This is a genomic window from Flavobacterium erciyesense (genome assembly GCF_018069925.1).
Lineage (GTDB): Bacteria > Bacteroidota > Bacteroidia > Flavobacteriales > Flavobacteriaceae > Flavobacterium > Flavobacterium erciyesense.
Genome location: NZ_JAGPXB010000004.1, coordinates 103,975 through 121,235, shown reverse-complemented (window position 1 = coordinate 121,235; position 17,261 = coordinate 103,975). Strand labels below are relative to the sequence as shown.

15 protein-coding genes are annotated in these 17,261 nt (G+C 35.7%); 3 read left to right on the top strand and 12 right to left on the bottom strand.

Annotated elements, in window-relative coordinates; all coding sequences use genetic code 11:
* Positions 1–99: 99 nt before the first annotated feature.
* Positions 100–948 carry a M48 family metalloprotease gene (locus KBJ98_RS06270; protein WP_210788804.1) on the top strand — a complete coding sequence of 283 codons (849 nt, stop codon included), beginning with the start codon at positions 100–102 and terminating at the stop codon, positions 946–948.
* 71 nt (positions 949–1,019) lie between these two features.
* Here the strand turns inward: KBJ98_RS06270 and KBJ98_RS06265 are convergent, their stop codons facing one another.
* Positions 1,020–1,838, bottom strand: coding sequence for an energy transducer TonB (locus tag KBJ98_RS06265; protein ID WP_210788802.1), 819 nt, complete (start codon positions 1,836–1,838; stop codon positions 1,020–1,022).
* Between the two features lie 243 nt (positions 1,839–2,081).
* Positions 2,082–5,258: a TonB-dependent receptor gene (locus tag KBJ98_RS06260; protein ID WP_210788801.1), complete on the bottom strand. Its 3,177-nt coding sequence runs from the start codon at positions 5,256–5,258 to the stop codon at positions 2,082–2,084.
* A gap of 255 nt (positions 5,259–5,513) precedes the next feature.
* Between KBJ98_RS06260 and KBJ98_RS06255 the strand changes: the two genes are divergently transcribed.
* Entirely contained in the window at positions 5,514–6,260 is a 747-nt protein-coding gene (locus tag KBJ98_RS06255; RefSeq protein ID WP_225899074.1) for a glycerophosphodiester phosphodiesterase, read from the top strand.
* Between the two features lie 89 nt (positions 6,261–6,349).
* Positions 6,350–6,511 (top strand): hypothetical protein, encoded by a 162-nt coding sequence (locus tag KBJ98_RS06250; RefSeq protein WP_210788797.1) that lies wholly within the window; start codon positions 6,350–6,352, stop codon positions 6,509–6,511.
* A 43-nt stretch (positions 6,512–6,554) separates the two neighbouring features.
* Here KBJ98_RS06250 and KBJ98_RS06245 read toward each other — a convergent pair whose 3' ends face one another.
* From KBJ98_RS06245 to recF, 10 genes are all read right to left on the bottom strand, one after another.
* On the bottom strand, positions 6,555–7,295 hold the full coding sequence (locus tag KBJ98_RS06245; RefSeq protein ID WP_210788796.1) for a DUF3891 family protein: 741 nt from the start codon (positions 7,293–7,295) through the stop codon (positions 6,555–6,557).
* Positions 7,296–8,259: 964 nt separating this feature from the next.
* Complete coding sequence (locus tag KBJ98_RS06240) at positions 8,260–8,817, bottom strand: RNA polymerase sigma factor (RefSeq protein WP_210788795.1); 558 nt, start codon at positions 8,815–8,817, stop codon at positions 8,260–8,262.
* Positions 8,808–9,914 carry a glycosyltransferase gene (locus KBJ98_RS06235; protein WP_210788794.1) on the bottom strand — a complete coding sequence of 369 codons (1,107 nt, stop codon included), beginning with the start codon at positions 9,912–9,914 and terminating at the stop codon, positions 8,808–8,810. Before KBJ98_RS06235 ends, KBJ98_RS06240 begins: the two co-directional genes overlap by 10 nt.
* Before the next feature lie 98 nt (positions 9,915–10,012).
* A complete protein-coding gene (locus tag KBJ98_RS06230; RefSeq protein WP_210788793.1) occupies positions 10,013–10,627 on the bottom strand; it encodes an FMN-binding negative transcriptional regulator in 615 nt (204 codons plus the stop codon).
* Between the two features lie 41 nt (positions 10,628–10,668).
* On the bottom strand, positions 10,669–11,715 hold the full coding sequence (murB, locus tag KBJ98_RS06225) for a UDP-N-acetylmuramate dehydrogenase (protein ID WP_317192484.1): 1,047 nt from the start codon (positions 11,713–11,715) through the stop codon (positions 10,669–10,671).
* A 16-nt stretch (positions 11,716–11,731) separates the two neighbouring features.
* On the bottom strand, positions 11,732–13,579 hold the full coding sequence (gene asnB, locus KBJ98_RS06220) for an asparagine synthase (glutamine-hydrolyzing) (RefSeq protein ID WP_210788791.1): 1,848 nt from the start codon (positions 13,577–13,579) through the stop codon (positions 11,732–11,734).
* 1 nt (position 13,580) lies between these two features.
* Entirely contained in the window at positions 13,581–14,648 is a 1,068-nt protein-coding gene (locus tag KBJ98_RS06215; RefSeq protein WP_210788789.1) for a glycosyltransferase family 4 protein, read from the bottom strand.
* Positions 14,649–14,654: 6 nt separating this feature from the next.
* Complete coding sequence (locus KBJ98_RS06210; protein WP_210788787.1) at positions 14,655–15,326, bottom strand: DUF2461 domain-containing protein; 672 nt, start codon at positions 15,324–15,326, stop codon at positions 14,655–14,657.
* Positions 15,327–15,330: 4 nt separating this feature from the next.
* A complete protein-coding gene (locus KBJ98_RS06205; RefSeq protein ID WP_210788786.1) occupies positions 15,331–16,023 on the bottom strand; it encodes a thioredoxin domain-containing protein in 693 nt (230 codons plus the stop codon).
* A 71-nt stretch (positions 16,024–16,094) separates the two neighbouring features.
* Positions 16,095–17,174, bottom strand: coding sequence for a DNA replication/repair protein RecF (gene recF / locus KBJ98_RS06200; protein ID WP_210788785.1), 1,080 nt, complete (start codon positions 17,172–17,174; stop codon positions 16,095–16,097).
* Between the last annotated feature and the right edge of the window lie 87 nt (positions 17,175–17,261).

The following is a 17,261-nucleotide window of genomic DNA, read 5'->3' as shown; positions in this document are numbered from 1 at the left end:
GCAGAAAAGGTCTGAAATCGCTACTTATTGCCGACCATTTTGTTTGTGATCTGTATAAAAATGTATCTTTGAAGTCAATATCAAAAATAAATCTAGCAAATGAAAAATAAATTGAAAACTAGTTTGGTTTTAGGAACTTTCATGATGTGTCTATCTTCTCAGGCGCAAATTAATTTAAAAGAAGGAGCCCTGGGAGCCCTGAGTAAAGGTGTAGCTGGTCTTACTTTTAGCGATGCTGATGCGGCGCAACTATCAAAGGCAGCAGTTACAAAATTAGATGCTGAAAATACTGTGGCTGGACCTACGGATCCTTATACTGTGCGCTTGAATAGGGTTTTTGGTAAACACACTAAAAGCGAAGGGTATACTTTAAACTACAAGGTGTACAAGTTGAATGAAGTAAATGCATTTGCAACAGCGGATGGAAGTGTTCGTGTATATTCAGGTTTAATGGACATCATGGATGATAATGAACTTTTAGCTGTAATTGGTCATGAAATAGGTCACGTTGCCAATAGTGACACAAAAGATGCAATTAAGGCTTCGTACAAAAAAGAGGCTTTAATAGGATTGGCCGCTTCGCAATCAGAAAAGGTAGCCGCTATAACCGATAGTCAATTGGGTAAAATTGGAAGTAGCATGATTGATAGTAAACACAGTCGCAAGCAAGAGTCTGAAGCGGATGAGTTTTCATATAACTTTATGAAAAGCAACGGCTACAATGTGAATGCAGTAGCTTCTGCTTTTTCGATTTTAGCTAAAATGAGCGAAGGATCGCAAGCATCTTTTCTAGATAAAATGATGAGTTCGCATCCAGATCCCAAAGAGCGTGCTGAAAATGCTAGACTTAGAGCTGAGAAAGATGGTTTGTTCAAGCCTTACGTACAGCAAAAACCAGTTGTTAAAAAGCCTGTGGCGAAAAAGCCGATAGCAAAAAAGAAAAAATAGTTTTCTGGTATAAAATCATAAAAAAAGCAGAACTTTTGTTCTGCTTTTTTTATGTCAAGACTATAGATTTTTTAATTTAATTGCACTACAATTGGTAGGCTATAGGCAGTTCGTACCGGTTTGCCATCTATCATTCCTGGTGCCCATTTGGTGCGTAATGATTTAAGTACTCTGATAGCCTCGCGACCTAAACCGTGTCCAGGATCTTTTTTAACTGTAATGTCGGTCATGCTTCCATCTCGCTCAATAACAAATGCCACATAAATTTTCATGATACCGCTACCGTCAATTTCTTGTTTTTCGAAATTGTTTCCTACATAGGTGTAAAATTTATTAATTCCTCCCGGAAATTCTGGTAGTTTATCTAATGCGGCACTTACTACTACCGTGTTTCCTGGGTCAGTACTAGGAAGTGTTCCTGTTGTTGAACCTGTACTTGTGCTTGAATTTGCGCCAACTGTTCCCGAGCCTTCACTTGTGGTAGGAGTATTTGCAATAATAGCTGCTGTAGTAGGAACATCTTGAGTAGCTTGATCCGTAGCTACTACCACAGGGTTTACAAATGGAACATTCTCTACAGGATTTGCTACTTTATTTTTGATAGGCGGCAAAGCACGTTGTATTGGCTCTTCAATTTTAACAATATCAGTTAGGTTGACAGTAGTTTGAATAATTGGAGGCAACACGGGTTCAATAATTTCACTAGGGTTTATTGCTCGAAGAACAGTAGGGATACTTATTGCGGTAACCAAAACACTAACTCCAAAAAATAATGCTCTCAGAGTTGTTTTTGTGCTTTCTTGACGCAATTGATAGGCGCCATACTCTTTGTTTCTGTCTTGGAAAACAAAATCAATCCAACCGGTTTCGTAAATGCTTAGTTTTGACATGATAATTAGATTTAGTGGTTAGGTACAATTAAATCATAAGCCAATAGTTTTTATTATCAATAACGTGGTAATAGGAATTTTATTGTCTAAATTTACTAATTTATTTTTAAATTGTGTAGTAAAATCTTAAGTATTTAACGAAAGTGATGAATATTATACTTTGAGCTTTTGTGGTAGGCTTAGCGACATAAAAAAACGGCATTTCCATTAGAAATGCCGTTTTAAATAGTAATTAATTAAGAATTAAAAGCCGTATTTGATACCCAATTGTATTTGAAATGGATTACCAGACAAGGCAGGCAATCCTGCATTGTTAACTCTGTAATTAAATTGCTGTCTTGCGCTGTCAAAACCAGGAACTGCTGGATTTCCATTAGCAGCAGGTGTCCCTAAAGCATAAAGTGATTGTGACCCTAATGATTCGTTTACACCCCAATCTTTTTTAATCATGTTGGCAACGTTAAAAATGTCTGCAGTGAAGTCTAAAAATTGCTTTTTTGCTATCGTTACTTTTTTATTGATTCGAATGTCAACTAAGCCGTAAAAACCATTTATTCCCCCGTTGCGCTCTGCAATTTTTCCAGAATATTTGTTGATGTAATCTTTTAAACTTTGACTCGCAGCCGGATTATTCAAAATAGTTTCTAATCCTGTTTTAATGTTTTGAGGTGTTGATGGGCTGTTGCTATCAAAAATATACGCTAGATCATTTGATGCCGTGACAAAGTCTCCATTCGTATTCCCACCTGAAAGTAAGCTGTATCGAGTTCCCCCAATTCCAGAATAACGAATTCCTACACTAAACCCATAAAAGGTAGGCAAGGATCCATAAAGAACTACTTTATGACGGAAATGATTGTCAGAGTAGGTCATCTTCCTCAAATTTCTAGGATCATCTTCAACTGGTAATACCAATGTAGCGGTGTTAGCTACGTTTCCGTTAAATGAAGTGTTGTCTTTGGTGTCATTCCAAGTGTAACTGGCAGATAGTTCTCCATCCTTGAAATAACGATAAGTAGCATCTACAACTAATGCAAATTGATTGACTTTACCTTCACTATTTAATTCTAAAACGCGGCCAAGAGCAGTACTTTTTCTTCCTTGTAACCAATCGGCAGCGCCATTTGCAGGAATAGAACTTGCAGGTACATACACGCCACGGTTATTTTCATTTGCCAATCTAAAAAATGGATTATCAACCATGTTGCGATCTACATACACGTAGTTGTTTCGAGCCAAAGTAGCGTATCCTGCAATGCCTGCTTTTAAATTATCAGTAAAAAAGTGAGAGTAGGAGATGTTTGCCTTATAAACTACCGGAACTTCTGCATCATCTCCGGTATAATTGATAGTTGGTAATTGAAAAGCAGCAAGAGTTGGGATATTGGCATAACTATTTCGGTAATCATTAAAGTTCGGCGTAGGTACGTTTGGATTTCTAACATCTACCGTTGCTGTTTTTTTTCCGTCAAAATATAAATTGTTAATGATAGTGTAGTTGTTCAAATCAGAAGCAAATACTCCTGCACCAAAGCGCAAGTAGTCTTTATGGTTATCATTTATGTCCCATGACAATTGTATTCTTGGCTGAAAGATGGCTGATCGTAACTTGTTATTGGTTTTAATGCTTAATTCATCAAAAACTTTTTGGTTAAATGGCGCTGTTGGGTAATGTGCGTAATCAAAACGCAATCCAAAAGTTAGATCAAGTCCCAGAGCAATTTTTGATTGTAATTGTCCGTACAAACCGGCATTCCAAATATTCGAAATTACTGAAGGATCAGCAACCAATGGTACTTCTCTAAAATAGCGGTAGGGAGTTCCATTATCAAAATTTGCTACACTATTAAAATGAAAGCGGCCGTTAACCTCGGAGCCGTAAACTGATTTAGAGTTGGTTTGCATTAAATCGATACCAAAAGTATATTTTACTTTGTCGGTGTTGTAATACAGGTTGTTGATAATTTGAAACACATTATTTCTGAATTTTTCTTGAGCAAATCGATGCCCTCCAATTTGGATATTGGTGGTACGCACTGCACCATTTATAGTTGAGGCAACATTTTCAACAATAGCTCTTGGAATGTTAAAAGCAGGCAATTGGTCACCTGGATTACTGTCTTGGAATGTGTACAAATGTTGTACTTTAAATTCGTTGGTAACTTTTGAGTTTACCATGGTTCGCAACGATGCTAAAATACTATTGTCAATATTATAATCATCACCAAATGATTCGTAAAGATTAATGGCAGTATTATCTTGAAGTCCTAATTTGTTGTCATCAAAGGTGAAGTTGTTTCGAATGGTCAGCAAGTTTTTGCTATCAATTTGCCAGTCTAAACGAGCAAAAGCAGCGTCAGAATTTCTTTTTTTGTCAAAAGAACCATATTGCGGAGCACTAGATACACCGTACTTATTACGGGCAATGTTTACAAAATTATCTAGTGTGGCTCTAGTTACATTAAAACGTAATTCGTCTTCAGGCGATTGAATATCAGCTATGATTAGTGGTCGAGAATCCAATTGATGATCCCATGCCACAAAAAAGTGCAGTTTGTCTTTAATAATTGGCCCACCAAATGTAAATCCATACTGCGTAGTTGTAAAGTCGTTTTGTCTTCGGTTTCCTCTAATGTCATAGGCGCTTGATAACCAATCGGCTCTATTATAAGCAAACATACTTCCTGAAAAATCATTGGTTCCCGATTTTGTTACAGCACTCACCGTTCCGCCACCACTGCGACCGTATCCTACATCATATTGATTGGTTACCACTTTAAATTCTCTTACGGCTTCAATCGAAATAGAATACGGGGCACCACTTCGACTGGTAGTTGCCCCTGCGGAAGTTGGGTTTTTGGCGTTCATACCATCTAAAGTATAATTGGTTGATGAAGCTAACTGACCAGAAATTGTTCCTCCTCGAGTTAGTGGAGACAAATCCATCAAGCTTGTGAAATTTCGTCCGTTAACTGGCAAGGTATTTATCAATTTGGCAGTTACGGCTGTTGCAGCACCCAAGTTTCCAGTTTTGTTTTTTAAACCTCGACCTACGACTTCTACTACTTGTAGGTTTTGCATTTCGGTCTGCATTTCGATTGGAATCGAAATTAAATCGCCTTGATTTAAAGTGTAACCTGTACGTTGTTGCTCTCCGTAACCCATAGCCGTTACAATAATGGTATAAGGACCACCAAGTGGTAACTCTTTAAAGGTAAAAACTCCTTTAAAGTTCGAAACTGAACTTGTTTTAAATCCAGTCGATTCGTTTTTAATCAACACATTAGCATCTTTAATAAGTTCTGCATTAGATCCTTTTACGGTACCAGTAATGGAAGCTTGTGTAGTTTGTGCATAAATGACTGCTTGATAGAGGAGCAGGTAAACGATTGTAAAAGCAATCTTGGTAATTTTTTTCATGAATTTAGTTTTTTGTTGTGTGCCACAAAGAAATTCACATTCAAAAGAATAGGTGTTAGATTAATACTAATTGAAAAATAATTTTGTGTAACCAAATAGTGGCTTTCAAACGATTTCAGCCTTTTTTTGAGGATTTTCTTAATGATTTAGCAACAATAAGGACTTAAATTCAGCATTTAAATTAGATTTTTGATAATCATTTGATAAAATACAGGTGTAAGATTTACTGTATTTTTCAAACAAAAAAATATGAAAATGAGAAATCTTGTAATGGTTGCAGCTGCTTCATTATTATTGAGTAATTGTGCATCAAATTCTTTTATTGTTTGTGGGCATCGTGGCGCGATGGGTCATGAAACAGAAAATACAATTGCTTCAATAAACAAAGGAGTAGCGCTCAAAGCTGATATGCTTGAAATTGATGTATTTAAAATAAAAACTGGCGAGTTGGTCGTTTTTCATGATGACAATATGGAACGTTTGACCAATGGAAAAGGAAAAATCGAAGAGTACTCTTTTGATGAATTGCGAAAAGTTTTGGTGTCAGGTAAGCATCAAATTCCAACTCTCGAAGAAGTAATAATTGCATTAGATAAAAAAGCCGTACTTAATATCGAATTAAAAGGAGAAAACACAGCCGAAGATACGCATCGAATAATAGCTGAATTCAGAAAAAAAGGTTGGAAAAATAAAGATTTTTTTATTTCAAGTTTTAAAGTCAATGAATTAAAGAAAATGAGGGCTCTGGATCAAAAAATTGCTATTGGTTTATTGACGTATAAAGATCCGTTAGAAACCATATTAAAAGTAGGCAAGGAGCTCAAAGCGCAAGCGATAAATCCGTATTATAAAATGCTGACCGCAGAAAATGTAGCAATTATGAAAGCAAATAATTTTAAAGTTTTACCTTGGACAGTTAATGAACCAGCTGAGATTGCTGCTTTGCAAAAGCTTAAAGTTTCAGGAATTATAACTGATTTTCCAGACCGAATTGTTCCTTAAAAATAGATTTGAAAATATCTCAAGAGCTGTCTGTAAAAGGGCAGCTTTTTTGTTTGATTCAATCATGTAACTACACTCATCAGAAAAAAATGCGATTCATTAAAAAAAGTGCTCGAAGAGATTGTTCGGTTGGAGTTCAAAGCCAAATCAAGGAATATCAATCCTATACCAGAAAGTTGTGCAAGCAAAACAAAGTAATGAGTTGTACTCTATCTGGCGCTCGTTTTCAACCTGTTGTTTCAATCAATTAGAAAAAACCAAAATAGCAAACAGCAATTTAAAATAATAAAAAAGCTACTTAGAAAACACAAATTCTTCCCTTTGCACCATAGCTTTTTTACAAACTTTATTAAATTCTTCCACTGATTTAAACTTTAATTGCTCAATAATTTTATATTCGTAAAAAATCGTGAAAGTATCATTTTTAAAAACCCAAGGCTCTACTGTAATTTCTTTTTCAGCTTTGTAATAGGTCTGACTCATATCACCGTCAGGGCTTTCGGATACTTCCATTTTACGTCCTTCAGGCTGTATTTTGTCCATGCAAATAAGAAGTGAAAAAGCATCGCACCATTCCACAAGGCGGTACAAGCGATGCATATAATTTTCGGTTATATTTAAATGTTTGAAAATATTTTTGCGATTTTTTGCTTGCTCTTTCAAAAAAATTTTCAAATTCTGGTCTTGACTGTGAATTGAATCACCACAAATAAAATCTAAATGTAAGGAGGTCAATAATGCATTTAACTGACTCTTTGAAGTTGCATTTTCCATTACATTGAGATATCGCTTTAAATCCGTTTTTTTAGATTCATCGTTGACTAAGAAATGCCTTGGTGCACCTACCTTGGTTAAATTTTTATTTTCTAATGTTTCTACAATCCCGTCATCGTGCTCAGCAATTGCAATAAGTGTTGGCACAATTCTATCATTTGGCAAATCAATATTATATTGATACCCTATCATCGGAGCTAGAAGGCCGTGAGAACGCTGGTTTATAATTTTCCAACCTTTAGCATGTGATGCAACAATCATATCATAGAGGTTTTGAAATTAATTTTTTAAGCAAAAAAGATTTCAAGTTAGAAAAATGTCTGGTAACTCAAATTTAGCAAAATATATCCAAAGAAGACAATAATTCTAAACTTAGAGGTAATTAAAAAAAGTGGAAGACCTCACACTGGTGCTTGTTTGTAACGAGTGCTTATTTATCTTTTAGAAACAATTCGTAGCGTTTGCAACGCGGTAAACTAAAACAAGAGTAACTTTAAGTAAGTATATTCGCAGTATATCTCATTTGTAATGAGTAATTATTTACCCCAGATGCTCGAATTATTCTAAAAAAACATCTTAAAAACGCAACTGCACGGATGTCTCTGACTTCGCGCCATTTTAAAACGTATTTTACAGTAGATTCGCAGATTATGGTATGATAATTTGTGAATCTGCGGTTGTATTTTTAGTTTCCAGCTACTTAAATTATTTTGAAAAAGTGTTCTAAGAAAACCCCGCTCCGCAAAGTCTCCTGACTTTGCGTTTTTTTTTTAAGTTCGTAAAAAGCGTAAACATGTCGAAAGTCTCCCGACTTTTAACATAAATGCCTATAGCATGATTACTTCCTTTTCAAAAGCTTTAAATAAACTACAAAGTAACCATCGGACTATTTTTTAGTTTTTTGTTTTAAAATGTTTTTTTATTAGGTTATGAAAACTAAAATGTGCTCACTAGCCCCGATGGTAGTGGCATCCTTGCTGGGCGAGGCCCGAAACTTCGGGACCGGCCAGCAAGATATAACGACAGCGAGACAAGGCGTGTTATGAAAAAATGAGTGTGTGCTGCTTAAAAAAAACTGGATAGTATTTTTGTAAAGTACTTTAAATTGAATAAGTAACTACCTTTCGGTTTATCTCTACTTTTAGAAAGGGTTTGTTTTTTGGGCTTGATTGCGTGGCGATAAAAAAACTTACTTAGCAAGAGCTTTTGTATTCCTGCGTATAGTTTACTTTGTGGCTTTACCTTGAATAATAGCTGCAAGTAGTTTTTTGGCTCGCAATAATCTTATTTTTACATTAGGTAAAGGATCACCCGTTTTATCGGCTATTTCTTGGTAGCTCAATTCTTGAAAGTAGCGCAATTGAATTACTTCTTGATAAATGGGTTTTAATTCTTTGATGAATTGCAATAATTGCGATAGGTTTTGCTCGGTGATTAACTCGTCTTCGGCTGATGGTGTAGTATCGGCAATATTGTAGGCTTGTTGGTCTTCTTCGTCAGTGATTTCAATAAAAAGATTGGTTCTTTTTTTTCGCAGCAAATCAATATGCACGTTTTTGGCAATAGCAATTAACCAGGTGTTAAACTGAAATTCAGGATTATAACTACTTAGTTTATCGAATGCTTTTGAGAAGGTTTCGATGGTGATATCCTCAGCATTAGTCTCGTTTTCGGTACGCTTGAGCATAAAGCCATATACCTCATTCCAGTAATAATCCAATAGAAAGGTAAAGGCAATTTGGTCGCCTAATTTTGCTTTTTCTATTTGTTGTATTATTTCCACGAGGCTGGTTTTGAGAATAGGTTAACTATGAAAATATTGAGTTGGGTGAATATCAACACTAATTCAACTATAGGAAACCATAATTTAAGACCCTTTTCTTGAAGTTTTCCTGCTGAATAACCAATCATAATCCATGCCACAAGATAACGAACTCCAATTAAACTTACTACTGCAATCCATTGAAATTGGAATATTAAAAGCGGAATAGGAAGAATAAAAAACAATAATTGTGATCCGTAAAAGGTTCCTAGTTGTAACTGATCTGCAAATTTATAATGACTTGCAGTGGCTACATGTCGGCGTTTTTGGGTTAACCAATCCGAAAATGTTGTTTTTGCAGTTGATTGTGTGAAACTTTCAGGGGCAAAAACAATTGTTGTATTTTTTTTGGTAGCTACTTGATTAACGAACAAATCATCATCTCCTGAACGTACTTTCATATGTTCGATAAATCCATTGGCGTTAAAAAATTCTTCACGTTTGTAGGCTAAATTACGACCTACGCCCATGTACGGACGGCCTATTTTTGCCCATGAAAAATATTGGACTGCAGTCAATAAAGTTTCAAATCGAATCAGTTTGTTTAAAAATGAACCTGAAATTCGTTCGTATTTACCGTATCCCAAAACAATTGTTTTTTGCATGGTAAACTGCGAGCTCATTGCGGTAATCCAATCTTTAGAGGTTGGGAAACAATCAGCATCAGTGAATAATAGGTATTCTTTTTTCGCAGCTTTAATACCCAACGTGAGAGCGTATTTTTTGTTTCCCCAAAAGGCTTCATTATTAGCTACTTTTACTAATCGAATGTTGGAGTATTGTTTTTCATATTCCTCAAAAATGTCTAGTGTACCATCGCTTGAAGCATCATCGATCAATACAATTTCAAAATCAGGATAATCCTGAGCAGCCAAAATCGGGATGAATTTGGATACATTTTCCTCTTCATTCTTCGCACAAACAATTACCGAAATCGGGATGCGTTTAGATGTGATTTTTTGTGCTTTTGCGAAAGCAAAGCTTCTAAAAACACCTAAATAGTAAGCAATTTGAACAAAAACAATAAAAATAAAAAAGTAAAATAGGATAATAAGCATTTGAATTTAGTGAGTTTTAAAACCGATGTTTTGTGGGCTGCAAAGGTATGAATACAATTGCTAAATGTTTAACTACTATTTTAAAATTTCGAAAGATTTTAAATCGGACATTTTTTCATTTCCTGTGCTGTATCAATTGACTGGTGCGAATTGATTTTTTCTAGTTCTGCAATGATATTTTGATAGTTTTTTTGATCTCTGTTTTGAGACATTTTTCGATTAGCATGGATTTCAGTGATTTCAATTTCAAAAGCTATTATTCCGTTGGCTTGCTGCATGGTTTCATCTGATAAATCCTCGATACGAACCGGATTTTGCTGGTCTTTTTCGTATTTGTCAACTAATTTTTTTAGGGAATCAATTACAGCGTCGCCCGTCACTATTTTTATCTTACCATGAATTTGTACCGCAATATAGTTCCAAGTGGGTACGTTTTCATGATCGTACCAGGATGAGGAGATATAGCTATGCGGCCCTGAAAACACAGCCAAAACTTGATCGTTCTCTAAAAATCCTTGCCATTGTGGGTTGGCTTTTGATAAGTGCCCGTATAAAATTTCGGTACCATCTGGCCTTGTTTCTAACTCTAACGGAATGTGAGTGGCACACAAACGACCTTGCGTTTGATTAATTAAAATACCGAAACTATTTTCTTGCAGAAATTTTTGGATTTCGGCTTTGTTCTCATTTTTGTAAATTTCAGGTATGTACATGGTTGGTAGTTTTTAAAGCGCTACTTTTACTAATTACAATTTTAAATGATATTGACTTCGGCCTCTATTTTAATGCCAAAGGTTTTGAAAACGGTATCTTGAACAATTTGGGAAACTTCTAGAATTTCTTTGCCAGTAGCCGAGCCGTAGTTTACTAAAACCAACGCTTGATTTTTATGAATTCCAGCATCCCCAAAGCGTTTTCCTTTTAAACCAGCTTGCTCAATAAGCCATCCTGCAGGAACTTTTACCTCGGTAGCTGAAATATCAAAATATTTCATTTCTGGAAACTTTTGGTGAATGGCTTCAAAATCAGTTTTATTTAAAATCGGATTTTTAAAAAAGCTGCCACTGTTTCCTAACTCTTTAGGGTCAGGTAATTTACTTTGGCGGATGGCAATTACAGCCTCGCTTACGTCTTTTAATGAAGGAGTTTCAATATTTTTTTTAGCCAATTCGGCTTTTATATCTCCGTATGAAATGTTGATATTGTGGTTGTGTTTGGTCAATTTAAAAACTACTGAGGTAATGATGTATTGGTTTTTGACCTCATTTTTAAAGATGCTCTCACGGTAACCAAACTGGCATTCTTCTCTAGTGAATGTTCTCATTTCTTGGGTAGCGATTGCCATTGCAGTACAAGACTCAAAAGTATCTTTGATCTCAGTACCATAAGCCCCAATATTTTGCACGGGTGTTGTGCCTACATTTCCAGGTATGAGCGACATGTTTTCCAAACCTCCAAAATCTTGCGCGATAGTCCAAAGCACAAATTCGTGCCAGTTTTCGCCAGCTTGGCTTTCGACCCAAACAAAATCATCATTTTCATCAATGATTTTTTTTCCTTTTAAATCAATATGAAGTACAAGTGCATCAATATCTTTTGTAAGTAGCATATTGCTGCCGCCTCCTAAAATAAATTTCGGTTTATTGGCATAGGACTGTAAAACCTGCTGCAAAGTACCTATGTTTTGAATAGCAACAAACTCTTTTGCATGAGCGTCAATACCAAAGGTATTGTGTTTTTTTAATGAAAAATTAGAATGTATTTCCATGAATGGGACTGCGTTTTTTGAATCGTTTTGTATGGTTCAAAAGTAAGGATTAAAATTTACTTGTATAGGTTTTCATCCAGATATGCATCATGAACAATGGCATAATGTATGGCGTCATGTTAGTGTTGCCATTTTCAAGTTGTTGAATCATTTTTTCAATTTTAATATTTTCAAAATAGGGCATTTGAAATAAATCACTTTTTGAAAATGCCTGTAATTCCTCTTTAAAAGCGGGACTTTTGGTAATGTAATCACCCCAAGGAGCGCTTAATCCTACTTTTTTAAAATCAAGAATAGCACTTGGTAATCGCTGTTGCATTGATTTTTTGAGAATGTACTTCCATTTTTTACCAGTAAAAAGCCATTTATCGTCTAAGGTACCTAGTCCTACAATTAATCTTGGGTCTAAAAATGGTTCTCTACATTCTATTGAAGCGCCCATTGTACAACGATCATTGCGGTCCAGCAAACTACATAAATAAGTGTGTTGGTCAAAATACAGGGCTTGGCGGCGCAGGTTGCCTGGATAAAGTGACTTTGCTTCTTTGTAAATAAGGTTACGGTATTCGTTTTTGGGTTGATTGTTGATTCCGTACTTATCTGCAATATCGTCTGGATAAATATTCGATCCGTTGAATAGAATCAAATCCGACTTTTTTTCGATTTTAGAGTAGCGCAGTAGTTTGTCGTAGCGTGGATTTTTCGAAAAAACATCAATTGAACTAATGGCATTAATTGATTGTAAAACAGATGGGTATTGCAAGGCTTTGTATCGCACATAGCCTCCCATTAGTTCGTCTGCTCCTTCACCTGATAATAATACTTTTACTTTTGGTTTTGCCATTTGGGATACTGCCAAGAGGTGAGGTTCGCTCAAGTGCATCAATGGTTCGTCTTGGTAATAGGTGGCCTGAATCATTTGATCAAATAAGTTTTGATCTTCTAATTGCCTGCTGTGAAAACCATAATCTAATTGGGCCGCAAATGCTTTGGCAAGATGTGATTCGTTATGTTCTTTTTCTTTGAACCCGATGTTAAAGGTTTGGATATCTTTAAACCCTTGATGGTGTAACGATGCCAGAATTGAGGACGAATCCAAACCGCCACTAAGCATAACGCCCACGGGTACGTCACTAACCATGCGTAATTTCACGGCATCATCAAAAGTGTTTCTAAACCACTCTTCGGGGTTTTTAATTGGCGATTGATTTTCGATTTCCGATTTTAAATTCCACCAGCGATTTACTGTTGTTTTGCCGCCCTCTTCAAAAGTCAAAACATGACCAGGTAGCACTTTGTGTACATTTTGATACAAGGTGTTTTCGCCTGCCACAAATCGATTGAAAACATATTCTTCTAAACCATCTTGAGCCAATTTTAAGGGTATACCAGCTATAAAAAGTGCTTTTTGCTCTGAGGCAAAATAAATAGTATCATTAAATTGACTGTAATACAAAGGTTTTACGCCCATTCGGTCACGAATAAGTGTTAGTTTTTTTAAATGACTATCCCAAATGGCAATAGCAAACATCCCGTTCAGTTTAGGTAACATTTGTAAACCATACAGTTCGAATAATTTCAATAAAACTTCGGTATCAGAACTGGTTTTTATCGAGAATCCGTTGGCTTTTAAGTCTGGATAAAAACTTTTAAAATTATAAATTTCACCGTTATAAACCATGATATAACGGCCGTCATCAGATCGAAAAGGTTGATGGCCAGCGGTCGAAGTGTCAAGAATCGAGAGACGTCTGTGTCCCAGTCCTATATTTTGATTGATAAATAGCCCTTTGTCGTCAGGGCCTCTGTGTTCGAGAGCGTCTCGCATTTTTGTAAGGACATGTTCATCTACTTTTTTTTGTGGATGTAAATGATAAATTCCGTTAATTCCGCACATTTTACTTGGGGCTATTTGTGTTTATTAGTTCGTGGTATTTTTTTGCAATAATTTTCATGTTCGTGGCATAATTTGCATTTTGTTCCAAAAACAATCTGTTTTGCAAAACCGCCTGTGTACGATATTCAGGCTGTTCAAAGGCCCAAATAAGTTCGTTGGCGAGACTTATATAATCATCAACAGGTATTAATTGTCCGTTTTTTCGATGAGTAATCCAACTTTGGTTGCCTGGTATATCAGTAACAATAGGATAACACTGGCTTGCCATCGCTTCAAATAAAGAAGCCGAAACGCCCTCTGTAATGGGCATGCTGATATAAAAATTTGACTGTTGCAACAGTTGTGGCAATTGTGAATTGTGAATGCGTCCTATAAAATGAACTTTAGTATCTATATTTAAATGTTTTGCTAGATTCTTTAATTTTTCGAGTTGGGTACCATCACCAATAATAGTAAGTACGAAATCGAAACCCTTCTGGTTGATAATAGCAAAAGCTTTTAAGATAATATCATGACGGTATTCTGGCAACAGTGAGCGCGTAACAATGGCTTGTATTTTTTGTGGATTGGCAGTGTTGTTATTGCTAAAATTCTGTAAATCGATTCCTTTAGGTAGTATCAGCACCTTATTCATATCAACCTTTGCAGCAATCATAGAATGTGTCATAACAGGACCCCACGCATGAATTAAATCTGCTTTTTGAAAAGCATAGTTTTGGATCACTTTTTTTAAGGGCAAGAGGATTGAGTTTTCTGGCCACAAATCAGTTCTGCCTTGTTGCGCAATAGCTATTGGTTTTAAGTTGGATAGCGCAGCTAGAAATCCATAACTTGTAGTGCGTTCAGCAATGATCATATCAGGCTGTTCCGCTCGAATTAATTTTTTAATTTTAAAAATGGCTAATTTGTATTCCAGAATTCGTAAAACTCTGTTGTAAAAAGAATTGCTTGGGGTTTTTAGCTCCCAAGTTATCATTTCAAAATCTCCAAATTCTTGTAAACCTTTGATCCATGTCATGGCATCGGCTCGGTAAGATTCTCCAAGAAAAAGTATTTTTCTTTTAGCCATTTCGCACTATTCGGAGGTTAAAGCTCTATTTATAAAATCGTTCAACGGTTTTAAGAGAATTAATTTGTGAGCCACAGTAGTTACAAAATCAGGTTGTGAGGCTGCTTGAAAATCTATTTTTTGTGAAGTTTCAAAACTTTTTAATTTTAAAAATTCAATGGCTGGATGCTCTTTTTCGTAACCGCGAGGTGGATTTTTCAAGGTGTTTTTTTCGTCGCGATCAAAATCTCCAAATTCTTTTTTGAAGTTTTTTTCTTGTAATATAGCTTCAAGATCGTCATAAAAAAAAGCGATTTCCTTGCGCATTTTTTTTAAATCTTCAGCTTCAGGACAATACAAGCCGCCAGCAATAAAACTAGCACCATTTTCTAAGTGAATGTAATATCCGGAACGGGTGATGCCTTTTCCTCCAGATGAAAGCCAAATGCCTAAATGCGATTTGTATGGTGTTTTATCTTTTGAAAATCGGATGTCACGATTGATGCGGAATGTACAATTTTTAACCTCCAGCATTTCTAAAGTAGGATCCAAAGGTTTCATGACATCCAGTAAAGTGGCTACCATATTTTGATAATCTTTTTTGAAAGCTTCGTATTGTTTTTTATGATCTAAAAACCAATCTCTGTTGTTGTTGGCTTTTAAATCATCTAAAAAAGCGAGTGTGTTTTTTGAAAGCATTGTGCTACTGTATTTGTTTTCTTAAATCTTCCTCACTCACAAAACCTGATTGTCTCCAAACTAAAGCTTGGTTGTCATACAGTAATATAGTAGGTAATTCGCTAATTTTAAGTTCGGTCATAAGTGTTTTGTTTGCATCGGCATCAAGTCTTATGATTGTTGTGGCTCCTTTCTCTTTTTGCATGGCCGTAACATAGGGTGCCATTTTTTTGCATGGCGCGCACCACTCTGCGTAAAAATTGATTAATACTTTTTGATTAGATTGCAAAAGTTGCTTGTATTGGTCTTGAGTCATACCCATTATTTTACCAGAAGGTTTTGATAATCCTGCGGCATCCCATTTTAAGATACCTCCTTGTAGTTCGTAGATAGTGGTAAATCCTAATTGCTCAAGTTTTTCAGCGGCACTTTCACTGCGACCTCCGCTTTTGCAATACACAAAAACAGGTTTTGACTTGTCAAGTGTTGCTACTTGTGTTGTGAAATCGGTTCCCATCCAGTTGATGTTTTTGGCATTGTCAAGATGGTCTGCGGCGAATTCAGACGGTGTACGAACATCTATTAGCTGTGCATTTGGTGTTGTAGCTAATTTTTCTGCAAATTCTGTAGCGGCTAACTTTTTAGCGTTTTTAGAAGTTTGACCCGAACAAGAAATAAATGTGAAAACTAATAGTAAAAGAAATGACTTGTAATTCATGGTTGCTATTTATTTAGGCTAAAATACGGATTTTCTCGATTATCTTACTGTGTGTAAGATTAAATGTAACGTTATAAATTAAAAATAGAATACGTTTGCAAGGTCGATTTTACAATTGCCTCAGTGCGTTCCGAATGCGTATCTGAAATAAATAATTGGCCAAATGTATCGCTGTTGACCATTTCAATTATTTTTCCAACGCGAGTTTCATCTAACTTATCAAAAATATCATCAAATAGAAGCAGTGGTTTTACGCCACTTTGCTTTTTTAAAAATTCAAATTGAGCCAACTTCAAAGCAATCAAGTAGGATTTTTGCTGGCCTTGTGATCCAAATTTTTTAATCGGATGCTCGTCAATACAAAATGACAAATCGTCTTTGTGAATACCAACAGAGGTGTACTGTAATGCACGGTCTTTGCCAAGGTTTTCAGCCAAAAGTTGCAATAAATTTTTAGTTTCTAAATGGCTCTCGTATTTTAATTGAACGGTTTCTTGTGATCCTGTTATGGCTCGATGGTGTTTGTTAAAAATAGGAACAAACTGTTCTATAAAAGCTGTCCTTTTTTCGAAAATAGAACTACCGTACTGCTCTAGCTGCTCATTATATATAGATAAGGTATCCGCATCAAAAACATGATTCAACGCAAAATATTTCAACAAAGCATTGCGCTGGCTAATTACTTTTTGATAATGAATTAACTGTTGCAAGTACTGCGCATCCAATTGAGAGATCACGCTGTCCATAAACTTGCGACGGGTTTCGCTGCCCTCAACAATTAAATCGCGATCTGCCGGGGAAATAATCACAAGCGGAATAAAACCGATATGATCCGAAAATTTGTCGTAAGCCTTACCATTGCGCTTTAAAACTTTTTTTTGACCTTTTTTTAAACTGCAAACAATTTGCTCGGTGCGATCGTTTTTCTCAAATTCGGCATCAATCACAAAAAAGTCCTCGCCATGCTTGATATTTTGTACCGCAAGCGGGTTAAAATAACTCTTGCCATAGGCCAAATGGTAAATAGCATCTAATACATTGGTTTTGCCAATTCCGTTTTTACCCACAAAACAATTGATTTTATGGTCGAAACTAAAACTGACTTCAGAGAAATTTTTATAATTGAATAACGAAATCTTTTTTAAATACATGAGTGGTGCTTGTGCTGGTATTGTTTGCTTTCAAGAGTATTTTTTTGGCTTTGAAAACGGGTGCAAATTATCGAAAATTATCCATAT